An 18,371-nucleotide genomic window follows, 5' to 3' on the forward strand; every position below is an offset into this window, starting at 1 on the left:
GCCGTCTCCTCAGGCCGCCGGTTTGAGCACCACCTTCGAGTAGCCCGCCTCGCGGCGGTCGAAACGCTGGTACGCGTCCGGCGCCGCGTCCAACGGCAACTCCTTGCTCACCACGAAACTCGGCGTGGCCCGCCCCGCCATGATCAGATTTCGCAGGTACTCGTTGTAGGTCTTCACGTTGGCCTGCCCGGTGCCCATCCGCAGGCCCTTCTCGAAGAGCTTGCCCACCTTGAACAGCAGCTCACCCTTGCCGGAGTGCTCGTCCGGGGCACCCGGGTCGTTGGCCAGGTAGAGGCCGACCACACCGATCGCGCCGGTCGCCCGGACCACCTCGACCAGGCTGTTCAGCACCGACGCCGGCTGCTCCGCGCCGCCCGCCCCGGTGGCCTGGTAGCCGACCGCGTCCACCCCGTGGTCGGTGCCCACCCCGTCGGTCCGGTCGAGGATCTGCGCCACCGGGTCCCCGGCCGAGAGGTCGATCGGGGTCGCGCCGATCGACTCGGCCAACCGCAGCCGGTCCGGCACCCGGTCCACCAGGAACACCTCGGCGGCGCCCATCAGGACCGCCGAGTACGCGGCCATCAGCCCGACCGGCCCGCCCCCCATCACGGTGATCCGCTCACCGGGCCGCAACCCGGTCATCGCCACCCCGTGGTAGCCGGTGGGGAAGATGTCGGCGAGCATCGCGTAGTCGTTCTCGTGCTCGGTGCCGGGCGGCAGCTTCAGGCAGTTGAAGTCGGCGAACGGCACCCGCAGGTACTCGGCCTGCCCACCCCGGTACGGCCCCATCGCCACATAGCCGTACGCGCCACCGGCGAAGCCGGGGTTGACGGTGAGACAGAAGCCGGTCTTCTGCTCCCGGCAGTTGCGGCAGAACCCGCACGCCACGTTGAACGGCATCGACACCCGGTCGCCGACCCTGATCCCGCGTACCCCGGTGCCGGCCTCGACCACCGTGCCCATGTTCTCGTGGCCGAAGACGATGCCCGGCTCGGCGAGCGTGCGCCCCTCGTACATGTGCAGGTCCGAGCCGCAGATCGCGGTCGTGGTGATCTGCACGACGACGTCGTCGGGGTGCTCGATGCGCGGGTCCTCGACCTGTTCGACCGTCACCTCGTGCGGCCCCTGGTAAACCACAGCTCTCATGGGTCCGACGCTAGGCGGCCCGGCCGGGTCGCGGAGGCGGTTCAGCCGAGCCGGTCGACCACCTCGGGGGTCAGGTCGTGCACCGAGGAGAGCACCGTCGCGGCCAGCTCCGCCGCGTCCGGGTCCAGCGGGTACGACCCGTGCGGCACCGCGATGACCCGCATCCCGGCGGCGGCGGCCGAGCGGACCCCGTTGGAGGAGTCCTCCACGGCGGCACACCGGGCCGGGTCGACCCCGAGGCGTTCGGCGACGGCCAGGTACACGTCGGGTGCGGGCTTGCCCCGGGCGGTCCGCTCGGTCGACAGGGTCACCCGGAACTCGGCGGTGAGGTCCGCGGCGGTCAGCGCCGCGTCGATCAGCCGGGTCGGCGAGGAACTGGCCAGCCCCAGCGGCCAGCGCGCGGCCAACCGGCGCACCACCAGGTCGGCGTCGTCGATCAGCGGTACGCGCACCGCGTACCGCCGGGCCATCTCCTCGACCACGTCCACGGCGACCTGCTCGGCGCTGCGGTCGACGCCCAGCTCACCACTGAGGTACTCGGCCCACTCGCCGGTGCTCATCCCCATCAGCCGCCGCTGGGTGTCGGGCTGCCAGGTGCCGCCCCGCGCCGCCACGTACGCCCGGCGCACCTCCTCCCAGACCGGCTCCGAGTCCACGATCACGCCGTCCAGGTCGAACACCACCGCATCCACCGTCACCGCCCCATCCTCCCCGACCCCGGCCGACGGTCGTGTGGTGGCCCCGGCGGGGTCAGTCCTCGTCGGCGGGACTGGGGCGGTTCGTGGCGATCCAGGCCCGGACGGCCTTGCCATCCCAGACGCGACCCATCTTCAGGGTGACCAGGGGATCGGGGAAGCCCTTGCGGCCCACGATGATCGTGGCGCGCTGCTTGCTGATCCCGCCAAGCAGGTCGCGGATCTCATCCAGCCCGAGCAACTCCACGACTTGACGCTATGGTCTGGCGGACTTGCATTAGGGGGTAGCGGGCAAGGCAATCCCCTAAGGGGTTGCCTGTGTACAACTCTGTGTGATGTGGTGGACCGATGACGAGCCACGGACCTGTTCTGCCTGTCTGGACGTGTGCGGGGTGTGAGTCGCCCTGGCCGTGTCCCACCCGCCGCCGGGAACTGCTCGCGGAGTACGACCGCGCTCCTGCGTCCCTCGACCTCTACATGGGCGCGCATCTGGTGTCCGCCACACACGACATGGGCTGGGCTCCGGCCGGCGCTCTCCACCGCAGATTCCTCGGTTGGCTACCCAAGACCAACCAGTCGAACCGCCGATTGGTGATCAACCGAAGGCGATGGCCGGGTGGTGGGTCGTGACCAGACCCGAGGTGCTGAGGCGGCGGGTGAGGGACCTGCAATGACCACACTCCGCGCGGGTGACCTGATCCAGGTGGGCCGGGCCGCCAGCGTGCAGTTCGTCAAGCCCATCCGGTGCCGGGTGATCCGGGTGCTGGACTGGATCACCTACGACGGCTGGTGCTGGCTCGACGTCTACCAACTGGACGACAAGGGCGACGCGGTGGCCCGACGGTCGATCTTCGTGCAGCCGGCGGGTCTGGTCGTCCACCGCCGGACCGTCCCCGTTCCGGTCGGGCAGCAGCGGCGGTCCGGCTCGATCGTGCGGCCCCGAACTCAGCGGTAGGCGGCGGCCTGGGTGCCGTAGAGGGTGGCGTAGACGCCGCCGAGGCGGATCAGCTCGTCGTGGGTGCCCACTTCGCGTACCCCGCCGTCGCCGATCACGATGATCAGATCGGCGGTGCGGACCGTCGAGAAGCGGTGCGACACGAACACCGTCACTCCGCCGCTGTCGGCGGCGACCCGGGCCGCCCCGTCGGCGTACCTGGCGAACAACCGGTGCTCGGCCTCGGCGTCCAGCGCCGACGCCGGCTCGTCCAGCACCATCAGCAGCGGGGCGTCGCGCATCATCGCCCGGCCGAGCGCCAACTGCTGCCACTGCCCGCCGGAGGCGTCCACCCCGCCGTCGGCGTGACTGCGCCCCAGCCGGGTGTCCAGCCCGTACGGCAGCTTGTCGGCGACCTCGCTGTGCGCGCGGGCCAGGCCGGTGCGGACCGCCTCGTCGTCGGTGGCCCGGGGCAGGTCCCCGATGCCGACCGCCAGCCGGGCGGTCAGCTCCGGCCGCGCGTAGTCCTGGAACGCGGCGGTGGTCCGCGCCCGCCAGGCGGCCAGGTCGAGATGCCGCAGGTCGACCCCGTCGACCAGGATCGCGCCCCGGTCGGGTTCGTAGAACCGGTTGAGCAGCTTGACCAGCGTGGTCTTGCCCGCGCCGTTCTCGCCCACGACCGCCACGGTGCTGCCGGCGGGCAGCAGCAGGTCGACGTCGCGCAGCACCGGTTCCGCCGCGCCCGGGTAGGTGAAGGTGACCTGCCGCAGCCGGATGCCCTCCAGCAGGCGCGCGGGCGGGAGCAGCGGCGTGGCGGGCGCGTCGGGCGCGACGACCGGCGTCGGCACCAGCTCGCGCACCTCGTCCAGGCGTTGCAGGGACCGGCCGCTGCGCGCCAGCTGCTGCGTGATCGTCACGGCGGCGGCGACCTGGTGGTTGAGCTGCGAGGCGAGCATGATCGCCAACACCACGTCGCCGACGTCCGCCCGGCCGCGTACGGCGTCGCGGACCACCAGGACCAGGGCGGCGACGTAGCCGAGGGCGAACACGGCCTGCCCGGCCGCGCGCCACAGGCCGGCGGCCAGCTCACCGCGCCACAGGCGGGCGGTGGCGCGCTGCCAGTGCGTGGCGTAGCGCTGCTGGAGATGCCCCTCCAGGCCCAACAGGCGCAGCTCCTTGGCCGAGGACGCGGCGGTGGTCAGCTCGAACAGGTGCCGGGCCTGCCGGGTGTCGACGACGCTGTCCGCACGGGCCCGGTCGGCGGCGGCCTCGGCCCGGCGACCGGCCAGCACCGGCAGCGCGGCCAGCAGCGGCAGCAGCACCAGCGCCGGATGGGTCAGGGTGAGCAGCACGGTGGTCAGCAGCAGGCCGACCGCCAGCGAGCCGCCGGTCAGCAGCGCCTGGAGGCCCTCGCCGATGCGTTGCAGCTCGTCCTGGGCCAACGCCATCCGGTCGGCGTGCTCGGGCCGCTCGTGGTGGTCGAGGTACGGGGTGCCGTTGCTGATCTCGATGAGCTGCTCGTCGGTGCTGAGCACGTTCAGCTCGGACACCTCGAAGTACCCGATGTGCGCGAAGTGCGCGCAGGTCAGCGCCGCGATCGCGGCCACCGCGACGGCCAGCCCCGCCCAGGCCGCCGCCCCGGCCCGGCCGGCCGCCGCCGCGTTCGTGAGGTGTTTGAGCGCCACCGCGCTCGCCGGCACCGCCACCGCGTTGCCCAGCATCAACGCCAGCGCCACGGCCATCTTGCGCCGGTCCTGCCGCCACGACAGCCGCAGCAGCCCGCTGATCGCCCGCATCATCGCCTCAGCCCACCCGCTGCGCCAGCGGACCGGCGCCCTCGTCGGTGTCCCGGTCGGCCCCGCCGGTGTCCCGGTCGGCCCCGTCGTCGGCGAACCGCTCCGCCTGGAGGGTGAACATCGCCGCGTACCGGCCGCCGGCCGCCATCAGCTCGTCGTGGCTGCCCTGCTCGACGACCCGCCCCCCGTCGAGCAGGACGATCCGGTCGGCCAACCGGACGCTGGACAACCGGTGCGAGATGAGCACCGTCGTGCGGCCCCGGGTCAGCTCGGCGAACCGGGCGAAGAACTCGGCCTCGGCCCGCACGTCCAGCGCCGCCGTGGGCTCGTCCAACACCAGCACCGTGCTCCCGTGGTAGAGCGCGAACAGGGCACGGGCGATGGCGATGCGCTGCCACTGCCCACCCGACAGGTCGACCCCGCCGTCGTACGCCCGCGACAGCAGCGTGTCCAGGCCGTCCGGCAGTGCGTCGAGGGTGTCGAGCAGCCCGGCCGCCTCCGCCGCGCGGCGGATCCCGGCCCGGTCGTCGAGATGCTCCACCGCGCCGAACCCGATGTTGGCCGCCACCGACAGTTCGTAGCGGACGAAGTCCTGGAACACCACGGCGATCCGCCGCTGCCAGTCCCGGGCCGGCAGGTCGGCGAGGTCGACGCCGTCGGCGCGTACCGCACCGGCATCCGGCGAGTAGAGCCGGGCCAGCAGTTTCACCAGGGTCGTCTTGCCCGCGCCGTTCACCCCGACCAGGGCGGTGCAGCGTCCGGCGGGGATGTGCAGATCCAGACCGTCGACCACCGGCGTGGCTCCACCCGGATAGCCGAAGCGCACCCCGGTGAAGTCGATGGCCGGGGCGGCGGAGGCGGGCGGCCCGGCGCGGCCCCGGTCGGCGGGTTCCGGATAGCGGGCCATGGCCTGCTCGAACGCGGTGATGGCGGTCTCGGCGTTCATGCCGTACTGGGTCTGGGTGTCGGAGTCCGGGTAGAACTCGCCCAGCCGGATCAGGGCCAGCACCGCCTGCAACACCAGCGCCAGCGCGGCCAGGTCGTACGCCCCGTCGGCGGCGCGGACCCCGGCCAACGCCAGCACGGCCGCGACGCCGACCAGCCCCACCGCCGTGTACACCAGGTAGGGCCGCAGGTAGATCCGGCGGCGCTCGGCCCACACCGGGGCCAGGGCCCGGCGGTAGACCTGCCGGTAGCGTTCGGTCAGCCAGCCGGTGAGCCCGAAGACCCGCAGCTCCTTGGCGGCGGCCGGGCCCATCGCCAGCCCCCGCAGGTAGCGGCTCTCCCGGCGCAGGGCCGCCACGTCCCGGATGACCCGGGCGTAGCGGCGCAACCCGCCGCGCTGGCCGTGCCGGAACAGCAGCACCACCGCCAGCATGACCAGCGCCGCCCACGGCCCCAGCACCACCGCCACCACCACGGTGAACCCGGCGACCTGGGTGTACGGCCCGACGAGCGCGATCAACCCGGCGTAGGCCGCGCCCGGGGTGCGGAACGCGAACCGCAGCTCGTGCCCGGCCTCCCCCAGCTCGTCCAGGACCGCCGGGTCCTCCAGCGGGGTGATCTCCCGGGTCGACAGCGACGCCTGGATGAGCCGCCGGTACATGTGCCCGTCGACGCGGCGGCTGAGCTGCTCGGCGACGGCCTTCTGCGCCGCCTCCGCGAGTTGCGCCGCGATCAGCGCCGCCCCGGCGACGGCCAGCGGCCACCACACCCCGGCCGGTCGGGCGGTGCCGTGCAGCACCGGGCCGATCCGGCCGACGGTGGTGCTGACGGCGATCGCGAAGACCACCGGCAGCACCCCCCGGGACACGCTGAGCGCCAGCGCGACGGCACTCCAACCGGCTCCGGCGGCGGGCCACTGCCGGGCGATGCGCAGCCGGGCGGCGGCGGCCTCACGCCACTGCCCGACGCCGGAGGGGGAGGCGGTCATCGCGGTCAGCCGAAGATCTCGTCCCGCAGGGGCGCGGGCAGGTCCAGCTCCTGCGCGCAGGACCGCACCGAGACCTGGTAGGACTCCACCACCTCGGGGCTGTCGGCCACGGCCAGCTCCGCGTCGGTCAGCACCGCGACCGACCGGGGCCGGAAGCGGTACTCGTCGGCGTTGCCGTGCAGACCGGGTACGACGTAGGGCTCCGGCTCCACCGGGTTGTGGATCTTCGACTGGTCGGAGTTGAGGTCGCCGGCCGCACCCCAACCGGTGAGCATCTCCGGCTGGTACAGGTGGCCGATGCCGAGGCGGTCGAACAACCGGGACACGGTCTCCTGCGGGGCGCGGCTGCACTCGTACGGGAAGTGCGTCACCGCCAGCCCCTCGGCCCCGGCCCAGGCGCGCATCCGCGCGTAGTTGAGCGTGCTGAGCACGAAGTTCTCCACCACCCGCTCGCGCCCGATCTTGCCCTCCCACTTGGCCATCCACGAGTCGAGCGAGGCACGCGGCTGCCGGTCCAGCACCAGCAGGCGCAGCCGGTCGACCGGCCAGCCGGCCTCGACGAGGCAGCGGGCCGGGTTGAACAGCGCCTCGAACGGCACGTACGGCCCGGCCATCTCCTTGGCGAACAACACCGGCTCGCCGTCGGGCAGCTTCCACGGCGAACCCTCGCCACCGGTCAGCGCGAACCGGCCGATGGTCTTGACCGGCTGGTAGTAGGCCGCCGCCCGCGCCATGCCGAACAGGTTGGTCACGGCGGTCGAGCCGACCCGGCAGCGTCCCCAGCCGAGCACCAGCAGCGGGTAGTCGTCCGGGCCCCGGCCGGCGAAGCCGTCGCGCAGGGTATCCACGATCTGGGCGGTGACCTCGTCGACGGTGGTGGTGACGACCTGGTAGCGGCCGTCGGGCGGCAGCGCGACGGTGGTGAGGGCGTCGTCGCCGGCGGCGGCCAGCCGGTGCAGCAGCGGATAGGGGTCGGTCATCGGGACTCCCGGTGGTCGGAGGGGCGGGTGCGGCCGAGGTCGAGCAGCGCGGTGACGTCCCGCAGGGCCACCGGGCGCAGCGCGGCCTCGCACAGCAGCGTCTCGACGCCCCGCAGCACCCGCTCGCCGACGGCGCCGGGCACCCGCCGGGTGTCGGCCAGCAACTGCAGCGCGCAGCCACCGGCCAGGTAGGGCATGGCCAGGAAGAAGGTCATGTCGTGCCGGGCCACAGCGGTGACCTGCCGCACGGTGGTCTGCGCCGCCAGGGCGGTCAGCGCGGCCCGGTCGGGCGGTTCCGCCGGCACGTCGAAGTCGCGACCCAACCGGGCGTCGTTGAAGTACACCGACAGGTCGGCCTGCGCGCCCTCGGCCGCGATCAGCTCGTCCAGGACGTCCGGCGGATAGGTGGCGTGGAAGTAGGACTCCGTCGAGTCGCGGTAGCAGCGCCGCACGGCATCGTCGACGTCACCGTCGCCGATCTCGAAGACCAGCAGCGCGTTCTGGGCGATACCCGTGGCCAGTTGCCGCTGACGGGGGGTGTTCCGGTTGCCCGCGATCAGCTTCACCACGGCCCGGTCCCGGCCGGTCAACGCCGCCTGGACCAGCAGCGCGGCGGTCAGCACCACGGTGGACGACGACGCCCCCGTCCGCTCGGCCAGCGCGCCGGCCGCCGCCGCCACGGCGGCGGACTCCATCCGCCAGGTGACGACCGGCAGCGGACCCGCGTCCTGCTCCGGCCCGTCGAAGATCCGCTGCGGCACCAGGGGCAGCCGCTCCCGCCAGTACGCCAGGGACCGGTCGGCCCGGCGCTGCCCGGCCGGCGACGCCTCGTAGCCGGCCTGGTCCAACGGCTGCCAACCCGGCGCGGGCAGGGTCCGCTCGCCCTCGATCAGGGTGCGCAGCTCCGCCAGCAGCAGCTCCAGCGACCAGCCGTCCAGCGACACGTGCGAGGCGGCCACGGCCACGGCCTCGACCTGGCCGTCGACGCGCAGCAGCGCCCACCGGACCGGCCAGTCCCGGTCCAGCCGGAACGCGGTGCCGGCCAGTTCGGCGGCGGCGGCGTCCGCCGCCGCCGGCAGTTCGGCGGCGGTGGTGTCCCGCACCAGTGGCGCGTACGACCCGTCGGCGAGCAGGTGCTGGCGGGGTCCGTCGACGTCCTCGGTCATCAGGGTGCGCAGCACCTGGTGCCGCAGCACCAGCTCCGACCAGGCCGTGGTGACCCGCTGCGTGGTGACCGGGGCGGCCAGCCGCAGCACCCGCCGGATGTTGAAGTCCCGGCTGGCCTCGCCGAACCACTGCATCGGCCGGTACATGGCCAGCTGCCCCCAGGTCAGCGGCGCGGAACCGGCGGACGCCCCGGAGAACCGCGCCTGCACCGCCGCGTCCCCGACCGCCGGCTGGCCGGCGTCCGCCCGCAGCGACCGGTCCGGCTGCTCACCGGTGGGCGTCGCCGCGACCACGGGGGCGGGCGGCCGGTGGTCGGGCATCCCGGCGGCCAGGGCACGCACCGTACGCCTGTCGAACAGGTCGGCGATGCCCACCGGCAGGCCCAGTTCCTCGTCCAACCGGGTGACGACCTCGACCACCTGCATGGAGTCGCCGCCGAGTTCGAAGAAGTCGTCGTCGACACCGAGGCGGTCCACCCGCAGCACCGCGCCGACCACCCCGGCCACCGCCGTCTCCAGGTCACCCGAGGGCGCGACGTACGCGGTGCTCAGCGCGGGCCTCACCACCGGCGTGGTGGGCAGCCGGCGGGTGTCGACCTTGCCGTTCGGGGTGAGCGGGTACTGCGCCACGTACAGGAACCGGCTCGGGACGGACGCCTCCGGCAGCAGACCGGCGGCGTGGGCGCGCAACTGCGCCTCGGTCGGCCGGGGCTCGTCCTCGGACCTCAGGTAGGCGACCAGGTGCAGGTCGTGGCCGTCGGGTTCGGCGATCACCACCGCCTCGGCGACGCCGGGGCAGCGGCGCAGCGCGTCCTCGACGGCGGGCGGCTCGACACGCTGGCCCCGGATCTTCACCTGCCGGTCGGCGCGGCCGAGCACGTCCAGCACCCCGTCCGGGCCCAGCCGGCCCAGGTCCCCGGTGCGCAGCAGCCGCCTCCCGTCGCCACCGGGGTGCGGGATCCACCGCTGGGCGGTCAGCACCGGCTGGCCGTGGTAACCCCGGCCGATCACCGCCCCGCCCAGGCAGATCTCGCCGGTCTGCCCCGGCGGCGCGGGCCGGCCCTGCTCGTCGAGGATGTGCACCTCGGCGTTGGGGATGGGGGCACCGACCGGCAGCCGTCGCCCGACCGTCCGGTCCGCGCCGATCCAGTACCAGGTCGCGCCGACGGTCTCGCTCATGCCGTAGTGGTTGCCGAAGCCCGACTTGGGGCTGCCGCTGATCCACGCGTCGAACTCGGGGGTCAGGTACAGCGGCTCGCTGCCGATCATGACCTGACGGGCGACGTCGTCGACGCCACCGAGGGCGGTCATCGCCCGCACGTGCGACGGGGTGAGCTTCAGGAACCCGCACGGGGCGGCGGCGGTCAACGCGATCAGGTCGTCGAACGCGACCGGCTCGGGCGCGACCTCCAGCTCCCAGTCCGCGACCAGCGCCGTGAACAGCGTCATCACCGACCCGACGAAGTACAGCGGGGCGTGCAGCACCGCCCGCTCCCCGGGCTGGAACGCGAACTCCTCGGCGCACCAGTGCACGTAGTTGACGAGCTGGCGGTGGGTGCCGAGCACCCCCTTGGGAGCGCCGCTGGTGCCGGAGGTGTACATGATGAACGCCAGGTTCTCGACCCGGCAGCCGCCGTCACCGTCGTCGCCGACCGGCTCCGGCAGGTCGGTCACGTCGAGCACGGTCGACGGGTAGCCGGCGTCCACGAGGCCCCGGTGCTCCGGGCCGGTCAGCAGCACCGGATCGCCCGCGTCGGCCAGGATCCGGGCCCGCCGGTCCGCCGGGTCGTGCACCGACAGCGGCAGGTACGCCGACCCGGCCGCCAGCACCGCGAGGATCGCCACCACCGCGTCCACCGAGCGGGGGAGCAGCACCGCGACCGGGGTCTCCGGCCCGGCGCCGTGGCCCCGCAGCACGCGGGCGGCGTGCCGGACCCGGTCCCGCAGCTCCCCGGCGGTGACCGCGACCCCGGCGCAGCGCACCGCGACGCGCCCCGGGTCGGCCGCCAGCGCCCGGTCGACGAGGACGTGCAGCGGGGTGTCCCCGAACGGGCGGCGGGGGCCGGTGGCGACCGACGACGTGGCGTCCACCGTGGCCGGTTCCAGCCGGGTGGCGGGGCCGGTACCGGCACCCCCGGCGGTACGCAGCGAGGCCGGCCGCAGGTCGGTCCAGTGTGCCGCGACGTGCTCCAGGCACGCCTCGACGGGCCCGGTGAACACCGTCGTCCAGCCGCCCGGCAGCGGCCGGTCCGCCGGCCACAGGGAGTACTGGTCCTCGCCGTTGACGACGACCTGCTGCGGGTCGACGCTCACGCGAGCCCTCCGACCGCCTGCTGTGCCGCGTCGAGCCGCTCGACGGCGTCCCGCCACGACTCCTTGGTGTACCAGTCGCCGCTGAACGCGGTGATCGCCGGGGCCCAGCCGTCGTGCGCGTCGGCGTAGCCGGCGATCTCGCGCCAGAACACGTCCACCAGCGCCGAGTACCGGCAGGCGGTCCGCAGGTCGGTCAGGGTGAACGGTGGCCCGTCCATGCGGACCAGCCGGATGTCGAACGCGCCCCGGTACTGCCGGCCACCGACCGTGAACGGCTGCTTCCACATCGCCGCCCCGGGGGCCCGCAGGGTGTAGCGGACGCGGGAGGTGCTGTGCCCACCGTGGCGCAGGTCGCCCCACTCGGCGATGTCGGGCACCAGCGGCGGGAAGAAGTAGTGCCGCTGGCGGGGCACCTCGACCCGGTCGAAGTTACCGGGCACGAAGTGCCAGCGGTTGTACATCATCCGCTGCGCCACCTGCCACAGGATGTCGGTGACGGCGGGGGCGGGCAGGTCGGCGGCCATCTGAGGGCTGGGCAGCACGCAGCAGAAGAAGTCGGGTTTCTTCAGCCCCGCCACCTCCTCGTCGTACCGCCCGGCGGGACCGTCGAGGCGGGACAGGTCGCGGATGCCGCTGGACATGCCGTAGTCGGCGTGACTGTCGACGACCGCGCCCAGCACGATGCCCTCCAGGATGCCGGTCAGCTCGCGCTCGTCGCCACCCGCGTGCACGTTGCGCAGGGCGGCGGTGGTGGCGTGACGCACCCAGGAGGCGGCGTCCTCGCCGTCGACCGGCTCGGGCCGGACGCCGGCCGACGTCCGCAGGGTCGGCGGCAGCTCGACCTGACTGCGCTGCTCACCCTCCCACGGCAGCAGGTACTCGTCCTTGGCGTAGGTCAGCCCGTTGATCCGCCGGTAGCGGATGTGACCGCTGCCGTCGACGAGTTCGACCAGCTCACCGGCGAGGGTGGCCAACTCGGCCAGGGTCGCGGTGCTCAGCTCCCGGGTGGCCTGCCCGTCGAGCGCGCGCAGGTACGTCGCGCAGCGGGTGGTCAGCACCTTGCGGAGGCTGACCGCGTTGAGTTGGCGGCCGTTGAACTCCTCGAACCGGACCGCCCGGCCGGTGCGGAACAGCAACTGGATGGACGCGACGAAGAGCCGCTCCTCCGGGCTCCAGTCGGCCGGTGGACGGCCCCGCAACGCGGGCAGCACGCCGTCGCGGATGAGCGTGCTGGAGCCGGAGTCGGAGCGGGAGAACACCCGGCGCTCGACGAAGATCAGGACGGTCTCGACCCGTTCGACCCAGTCGATGACCTCCTCCAGCCGTTCCGGCAGGCTGCCGTCGGCGTGCCAGGTGTGCAGCATCTGGTCGAGTTCGCGGCGCTGGTGCTCCTCCTCGACCTGGGCCGGCAGCCACTCCTCGTCGATCATCTCGACCATCCACCCGGGCAGGGCGAGTTCGGCCACCACCTCTTCGGCCGGCAGGTCGCCGCGCGCCGGTTCGTGGATGGTCAGCTTGCCCAGCGCCGAGTGGGCCAGCACGAACTGGGCGGCGGTGGCGTCGGTGCCCGGTGCGGTGAGCCGGAGGTGCTGCCGGCCGAGCAGGTGCCGGACGATCGCCTGCTCACGCAGGGTCAGTCCGTCGAAGGCGGACCGGAAGGGCACCTTGCCCGCCATGGTGAGCAGTCGCAGGACGGCCGTCTGGGCGCTGCTGTCGAACAGTTCGACAGGGTCGCGCACGTCGCGCAGTTCCTGGCTCCACTGGTCGAATTTCGTACGTCGCACGGTCCCGCCTTTCTCGACCAGGGCAGGCTGCGGCGTTCGCACGATGAGGCTCGTACGACGACGGCCACCGCCGTGCGGTGACGACAGGGCATGCGGCGGCCGGCAGCCGACCTGGAGGGTGGAAGGCTCCCGTGGCAGTGCCACGGCGAGAAGGAGACGACACTCCACCCCGGTGTGGGAGCGCTCCCGATCACGAAGTCTCGCCGACGATGAAACATGTGTCAACAACGTGTATCGGCCACCGACGACCTGCTACGACACGACTACCCGGTACGGCACCGATGGTCCGATCCGGGCGACGGGCCGGGGGCGGTCAGGAGGAGAGCGCGGGGAGCCCGATCGGGCTGTCCGCAGGGATGACCGTGTGGCAGGCGCGGGCGACCGGCACCAGCAGCTCGCGGAGCCGTCGCGTGCCGTCCGGGCCGAGGGCCAGCCAGGGACGGGCGGCCGCCCGGTCGGTCGCGTCCTCCACGGCCCGCAGCCCGGCGTGCCCCACCTCGGTGGGGGTGCCCTCGCCGGTCAGCCAACCCCGGTCGACCAGTCGGGCCCGCGCCTGCGCCCACTCGTCCCCGGTCCAGCCCCGGCCGAGCAGGTGCTCCTCCGGCCGGTTCTGGGCGACCCGGAACGCCAACGTCTCGACCGGGTCGAGGCCGGCGGCGACCAGGGCCGCCACGTGCCCGTCACCGCGGTGCTCGCGCAGCGTGGTGGCCGCCTGCCAGAGCCGGGCCAGCGGGTAGTCGCCGCGTGGCAGGGCGGCGTTGGCCGCACCGAGCACCCGGCCGGCGGTGTCCGCCCCGACCGCCGCGACCTCCAGCAGCTCGGCCGCCTCGGCCAGGTGCGCCTCGGGGAGTTCGTAGGTGAGTTCGGCGAGCGCCTGCACGGCCCCGGTGAGCCGGGCGCGCAACGCCTCCTCGGGGGCGGCGAGCTGCCACACCGCCGGCAGCGCCCGGCCCACCATCGGCGGGGCGAAGGTGAAGAAGACGGCGGTCACCGGGGCGGCGTCGACCGCCCCCAGCGGGGCGGCCCGACCCGCGAAGTAACCCCGCCAGTAGCCGCGCAGCCCGATCGCCTCGGTGGCGGCGCGGGCCCGGGGATGGAAGTAGGTGATCGCGTGCAGGGGTTCGATGTGCGTCCACATCAACCGGGCGGTGCGCCCGGGATCGTCCAGCGGCGGCACGCGCACCTCCGGGTCGGTGGGGGTCACCGTGGCGCGGACCGGCCGCCCACGGTGACCCCGAACCTACTGCCGGTAGGTGCCGGCCGGAAGACCCGTGTGGTCTACTGCACCGCCAGCACGTCGACGATGAACCGCAGCGGGCCGGCGGGCGCGCCGGGACGCTGCGGCTTGTCGCCGTACGCCAGGTCGGCGGGGATGTCGAGCTGGACCCGGCTGCCCACGGTCTGACCCTGCATGCCCTGGTCCCAGCCGGGGATGACGTTGCCCTGGCCGAGGCCGAAGGTGAACGGCTCGGACCGCTTCCAGGAGGCGTCGAACTCCTCACCGGTCCTGTACGACACACCCACGTAGTTCACGGTGATCTGCTGGCCGGCCTGGGCGGCCGGGCCGGTGCCCCGGATCAGCGGGGTGGCCTTGAGCCCGGTCAGCTCGCCCTCGCCCTTGGTGGCCTGCGGCTTGGTGCACAGCGCCTGGTCGGCACCCTCGGGCAGCTTGGGGAATTCACCCGCGCAGCCGGCCGGTGCCGCAGCCGGCTTCGGGTCGTCCTTCTCGCCGTTGCGGACCACCACGAACACCCCGACGATCACCGCGATGACGGCCACGCCGGCGACGGCGCCCAGCCACGCCTGCCGGCGCTTGCGCTTCTCGGCGGCCTTCTGGGCCGCCAACTGGGCGGCCAGTCGCCGCTGTGCCTTCGTCTCCGGGGCCTGACCCTGGCCCGCCGAACGGTTCTCCGTACGCTCGCTCACGTCCTCGACTCCCTGCTGATGTGGGTGGCCGGCCCGGCGACCGGTTCCGTGGCCAGCGCACACGGTACCCGGATCGATGCCGAGGGTGGGCCGTCGCCCGCCAGTCGTGTCCGGTCATCGTGCCTGGCCTCCCGGTTCGTGCCCGTCTTCCCGGGTGGCGGGGGCCGTCCGGCGGTAGGTTCTCGACCATGGCGATCCTCACCGACGAAGACAAGGCCCTGCTCGCCGAGCCGCAGCTCGCCCACGTGGCGACCATCGAGGCGGACGGCACCCCGCACGTCACCCCGGTCTGGGTGGACGTCGACGGCGAGCACATCCTGTTCAACACCGCCAGGGGGCGGCAGAAGTACCACAACATCGCCCGCAACCCGGTGGTCGCGGTCTCCGTGGTCGACCGGGCCGACGACTTCCGCACCCTGTGGGTGAAGGGCACCGCCGAGTTCGTCACCGAGGGCGCCGACGCGCACATCGACCGGCTGGCGAAGAAGTACCTCGGGCAGGACACCTACCCGTTCCGGCGGCCCGACGAGGAGCGGGTGATCGTCCGGATCACCCCCACCGAGAAGCTCGGCCGGGGCTGACCGACGCGCGACCCCGGCGGGACGGCCCTCCGTCGCGCCGGGGGACGGGGTGCGCGGGTCCGTCGCTCAGGCGCTGCGGCGCGGGGCGGCCTTCTTCTCGGCGGTCTTCTTCGCCGGGGCCTTGGTGGCCTTCTTCTCCGTGGTCTTCTTCGCGGCGGTCTTCTTCGTCGGCTCCGCCTTCGTCGCCGTGGTCCTCTTCGCGGTGGTCTTGCCGGCGGTGGTCTTCCTCGCCGGTCCGGCCTTCGCCCCCGGTGCCTTCGCCGCCTGCTTGGCCGACCGGGCCGACGAGATCGGCGTGGGCTCGCCGGCCCCGCCGGACGGCGTCTCGCCCCGGGCGACCCGGGCCCGCTCGACGGACGCCTTCAGCGCCGCCATCAGGTCCACCGCGGCGGCCGGCGCGGCCTCCTCCTCCGCGGGCTGGACCACCTCCCGGCCCTCCACCTTGGCGTCGATGACCTCCTGCAAGGCCGCCCGGTAGTCGTCGGTGAAGGCGTCCGGCTGGAACTCGCCGGCCATCGAGTCGATCAGGGAGGCGGCCATCGCCAGCTCCGGCGGGCGGACCTTCAGGTCCTCGTCGAGGAAACCGAAGTCGGGGGTACGCACCTCGTCGGGCCAGAGCATCGTGTTGAGCAGCAGCACCCCGTCGCGGACCCGCAGGGTGGCCAACTGTTCCCGCTGGCGCAGCGCCACCTTGACGATCGCCACCCGCTCCGAGTCGGCCAGCGCGTCGCGCAGCAGCACGTACGGCTTGGTGGCGGTCCCCTCCGGCTCCAGGAAGTACGCCTTGTTGTAGAGGATCGGGTCGACCTGCTCGGCGGGGACGAACTCCAGCACGTCGATCGCCCGGGAACTGGTCAGCGGCAGGTCGGCGAAGTCGGCGTCGGTGAGGATCACCATCTCGCCGCCGCCCAGGTCGTAGCCCTTGGCGATGTCGTCGTAGCTGACCTCCTCGCCGCAGACCGAGCAGGTGCGCTTGTAGCGGATCCGGCCGCCGTCGTCGCGGTGCACCTGGTGGAACCGGATGTCCTTCTCCTCGGTCGCCGAGTAGAGCTTCACCCCGATCGAGACCAGCCCGAACGACACGGCTCCCTTCCAGATCGCCCGCATCCCGATGCTCCTCTCCCGCCCTGACCAGGATCGCAAACGATCGAAGCCCCCGCACGTGCTTCGGTGCGCAACTACAGTCGGACAGGTGCCCGGCGCGCCGTTGAAGCCGATGCTCGCGACGACCGGGCCGCTCCCGGTGGGTGCCGGCTGGGCGTACGAGTTCAAGTGGGACGGGGTCCGCGCGCTGGCCGACCTGACCGGTGGTCACCCGCACCTGTTCGCCCGCTCCGGCGTGGAGATCACCGCCGCGTACCCGGAGCTGGTCACCCTGGCGGAGCAGGTCGACGACGCGCTGCTCGACGGTGAGGTGGTCCTCTTCGACCCGGCCGGACAGCCCTCGTTCACCGCCCTCGCCGAGCGGATGCACGTCCGGGACGGGGCGAAGGCGGCCCGGCTGGCGGCGACCCTCCCGGTCACGTACATGATCTTCGACCTGTTGCGGTGGCGCGGCGAGGACCTCACCGGGTGGCCGTACCACGAACGGCGGGCGGCGCTCGACGGCCTGGGGCTCGGCGCGGCCCGGTGGACGGTGCCCCCCTGCTTCACCGACGGCGCCGCCACCTACCAGGCGGCCGGGGAACACGGCCTGGAAGGGGTGCTGGCCAAGCGGGCCGACTCGGTGTACCGGCCCGGGGTGCGCTCACCCGACTGGGTGAAGGTCAAACTGGAGGTGACCGGGGACTTCGTCATCGGCGGCTGGCGGCCCGGCGCGCGGAAGATCGGCGGGCTGCTGGTCGGGGTGCCCGGCCCGGACGGGCGGCTCACCTACCGGGGGCGGGTCGGCGGTGGGATCGGCGCGGCCCTGGAACGGGAGCTGCTGCGCGAACTCGAACCGCTGCGCGCCGACGGGTCGCCGTTCGCCGGTGACGTGCCGCGCGAGGACGCCCGGGGCGCGATCTGGGTGACCCCCCGGATCGTGGTGGAGGTCAGGTACGGCCAGCGCACCCCGGACGGGCGGCTGCGCTTCCCCCGGGTGCTGCGGCTGCGCCCCGACAAGCCACCCGGGGAGGTGGAGGATGCCTGAGCGGGTGAAGGTCGAGGTCGACGGCCGGACGGTGGAGCTGTCCAACCTGGACAAGGTGCTCTATCCGGAGGCCGGCTTCACCAAGGGCGAGGTGATCGACTACTACACCCGGATCGCCCCGGTGCTGCTGCCGCACCTGGCCGGCCGGGCGCTGACCCGGATCAGGTTCCCCAACGGCGTCACCGGCGGCTCGTTCTTCGAGAAGAACGCCCCGGCCGCCACCCCCGCCTGGGTGCGCACCGAGACGCTGCCGGTACCCGGGTCGAGCAGGGGTCGGGAGACCATCGACTACGTGGTCGCCGACGACCTGCCCACCCTGGTCTGGCTGGCCAACCTCGCCGCCCTCGAACTGCACACCCCGCAGTGGCGGATCGGCACCCACCCGGACCTGATGGTGGTCGACCTCGACCCGGGGCCGCCAGCCAGCCTGCGGCAGTGCTGCCGGGTGGCGGTCCTGCTGCGCGACCGGCTCGCCCGCGACGGGGTGACGGCGTACCCGAAGACCTCCGGCAAGAAGGGCATGCAGCTCTGCTGCCCGATCAGCGCCACCCAGGACGCCGAGGTCGTCTCCGACTACGCGAAGCGGATCGCCCAGGAGTTGGAACGGGAACACCCGGAACTGGTCGTGTCGCGAATGGCGAAGAACCTGCGGCCGGGGAAGGTCTTCATCGACTGGAGTCAGAACAACGCGGCCAAGACGACTGTCGCGCCGTACTCGTTGCGGGCGCAGGCGGTGCCGGCGGTGTCGACGCCGCTGACCTGGGACGAGGTCGAGGCGGGGGCGGCCGGGAAACGGCCTGCGGCGAAGCCGTACACCGCCGGGGAGGTGCTGCGGCGGGTCGAGAAGTCGGGGGACCTGCTCGCCCCGCTGCTCGACGGCGGCCCGGCACTGCCCGCAAAATAAGTCGGGCCAGGCACCGATATATATGGACATTTACGCCCAGGCCGCAGTGTATGTCCGTCAGCCTGCACCGGTGACGGGCTGG

At 73.4% G+C, this 18,371-nt stretch carries 15 protein-coding genes; 4 read left to right on the top strand and 11 right to left on the bottom strand.

The annotated features are described in order from the left end of the window. Positions 1 to 9 precede the first annotated feature (9 nt). The 3 genes from JQX11_RS16500 to JQX11_RS16510 are packed head-to-tail and all read right to left on the bottom strand — an operon-like array spanning position 10 to position 2,088. Complete coding sequence (locus JQX11_RS16500) at positions 10 to 1,146, bottom strand: glutathione-independent formaldehyde dehydrogenase (RefSeq protein WP_204925830.1); 1,137 nt, start codon at positions 1,144 to 1,146, stop codon at positions 10 to 12. A 41-nt stretch (positions 1,147 to 1,187) separates the two neighbouring features. Continuing rightward, on the bottom strand, positions 1,188 to 1,844 hold the full coding sequence (locus JQX11_RS16505) for an HAD family hydrolase (RefSeq protein ID WP_307826213.1): 657 nt from the start codon (positions 1,842 to 1,844) through the stop codon (positions 1,188 to 1,190). Between the two features lie 52 nt (positions 1,845 to 1,896). Further along, positions 1,897 to 2,088, bottom strand: coding sequence for a hypothetical protein (locus JQX11_RS16510; RefSeq protein ID WP_204925832.1), 192 nt, complete (start codon positions 2,086 to 2,088; stop codon positions 1,897 to 1,899). A gap of 423 nt (positions 2,089 to 2,511) precedes the next feature. Here JQX11_RS16510 and JQX11_RS16515 point away from each other — a divergent pair, with 423 nt between their 5' ends. Beyond that, complete coding sequence (locus JQX11_RS16515) at positions 2,512 to 2,796, top strand: hypothetical protein (protein WP_204925833.1); 285 nt, start codon at positions 2,512 to 2,514, stop codon at positions 2,794 to 2,796. Here JQX11_RS16515 and JQX11_RS16520 read toward each other — a convergent pair. The 7 genes from JQX11_RS16520 to JQX11_RS16550 form a co-directional block, all read right to left on the bottom strand. After that, positions 2,787 to 4,574 carry an ABC transporter ATP-binding protein gene (locus tag JQX11_RS16520; protein ID WP_204925834.1) on the bottom strand — a complete coding sequence of 596 codons (1,788 nt, stop codon included), beginning with the start codon at positions 4,572 to 4,574 and terminating at the stop codon, positions 2,787 to 2,789. The genes JQX11_RS16515 and JQX11_RS16520 overlap by 10 nt on opposite strands. 4 nt (positions 4,575 to 4,578) lie before the next feature. Beyond that, positions 4,579 to 6,504: an ABC transporter ATP-binding protein gene (locus tag JQX11_RS16525; RefSeq protein ID WP_204925835.1), complete on the bottom strand. Its 1,926-nt coding sequence runs from the start codon at positions 6,502 to 6,504 to the stop codon at positions 4,579 to 4,581. A gap of 5 nt (positions 6,505 to 6,509) precedes the next feature. Further along, the gene (locus JQX11_RS16530; RefSeq protein ID WP_204925836.1) at positions 6,510 to 7,484 is read right to left on the bottom strand and encodes a hypothetical protein; all 975 of its coding nucleotides are present in this window, start codon (positions 7,482 to 7,484) and stop codon (positions 6,510 to 6,512) included. Then, positions 7,481 to 10,963, bottom strand: a complete 3,483-nt coding sequence (locus tag JQX11_RS16535; protein WP_204925837.1) for an AMP-binding protein — start codon at positions 10,961 to 10,963, stop codon at positions 7,481 to 7,483. Before JQX11_RS16535 ends, JQX11_RS16530 begins: the two co-directional genes overlap by 4 nt. Beyond that, positions 10,960 to 12,747: a hypothetical protein gene (locus JQX11_RS16540; RefSeq protein ID WP_204925838.1), complete on the bottom strand. Its 1,788-nt coding sequence runs from the start codon at positions 12,745 to 12,747 to the stop codon at positions 10,960 to 10,962. The genes JQX11_RS16535 and JQX11_RS16540 overlap by 4 nt, the downstream gene beginning before the upstream one ends. Before the next feature lie 313 nt (positions 12,748 to 13,060). Further along, the gene (locus tag JQX11_RS16545; protein WP_204925983.1) at positions 13,061 to 13,885 is read right to left on the bottom strand and encodes an SCO6745 family protein; all 825 of its coding nucleotides are present in this window, start codon (positions 13,883 to 13,885) and stop codon (positions 13,061 to 13,063) included. A gap of 140 nt (positions 13,886 to 14,025) precedes the next feature. Further along, positions 14,026 to 14,673, bottom strand: coding sequence for an FKBP-type peptidyl-prolyl cis-trans isomerase (locus JQX11_RS16550; RefSeq protein ID WP_204925839.1), 648 nt, complete (start codon positions 14,671 to 14,673; stop codon positions 14,026 to 14,028). 188 nt (positions 14,674 to 14,861) lie between these two features. Between JQX11_RS16550 and JQX11_RS16555 the strand changes: the two genes are divergently transcribed. Beyond that, positions 14,862 to 15,254, top strand: coding sequence for a PPOX class F420-dependent oxidoreductase (locus tag JQX11_RS16555; RefSeq protein ID WP_204925840.1), 393 nt, complete (start codon positions 14,862 to 14,864; stop codon positions 15,252 to 15,254). A gap of 66 nt (positions 15,255 to 15,320) precedes the next feature. Here JQX11_RS16555 and ku read toward each other — a convergent pair whose 3' ends face one another. Further along, positions 15,321 to 16,361 carry a non-homologous end joining protein Ku gene (gene ku / locus JQX11_RS16560; RefSeq protein WP_204925841.1) on the bottom strand — a complete coding sequence of 347 codons (1,041 nt, stop codon included), beginning with the start codon at positions 16,359 to 16,361 and terminating at the stop codon, positions 15,321 to 15,323. Positions 16,362 to 16,446: 85 nt separating this feature from the next. Between ku and ligD (JQX11_RS16565) the strand changes: the two genes are divergently transcribed. Continuing rightward, positions 16,447 to 17,385, top strand: a complete 939-nt coding sequence (gene ligD / locus JQX11_RS16565; protein ID WP_204925842.1) for a non-homologous end-joining DNA ligase — start codon at positions 16,447 to 16,449, stop codon at positions 17,383 to 17,385. Next, positions 17,378 to 18,289, top strand: a complete 912-nt coding sequence (gene ligD, locus JQX11_RS16570) for a non-homologous end-joining DNA ligase (protein ID WP_204925843.1) — start codon at positions 17,378 to 17,380, stop codon at positions 18,287 to 18,289. The genes ligD (JQX11_RS16565) and ligD (JQX11_RS16570) overlap by 8 nt, the downstream gene beginning before the upstream one ends. The last annotated feature ends 82 nt before the right edge of the window (positions 18,290 to 18,371 follow it).

The organism is Micromonospora humida, from assembly GCF_016901255.1.
Taxonomy (GTDB): domain Bacteria; phylum Actinomycetota; class Actinomycetes; order Mycobacteriales; family Micromonosporaceae; genus Micromonospora; species Micromonospora wenchangensis.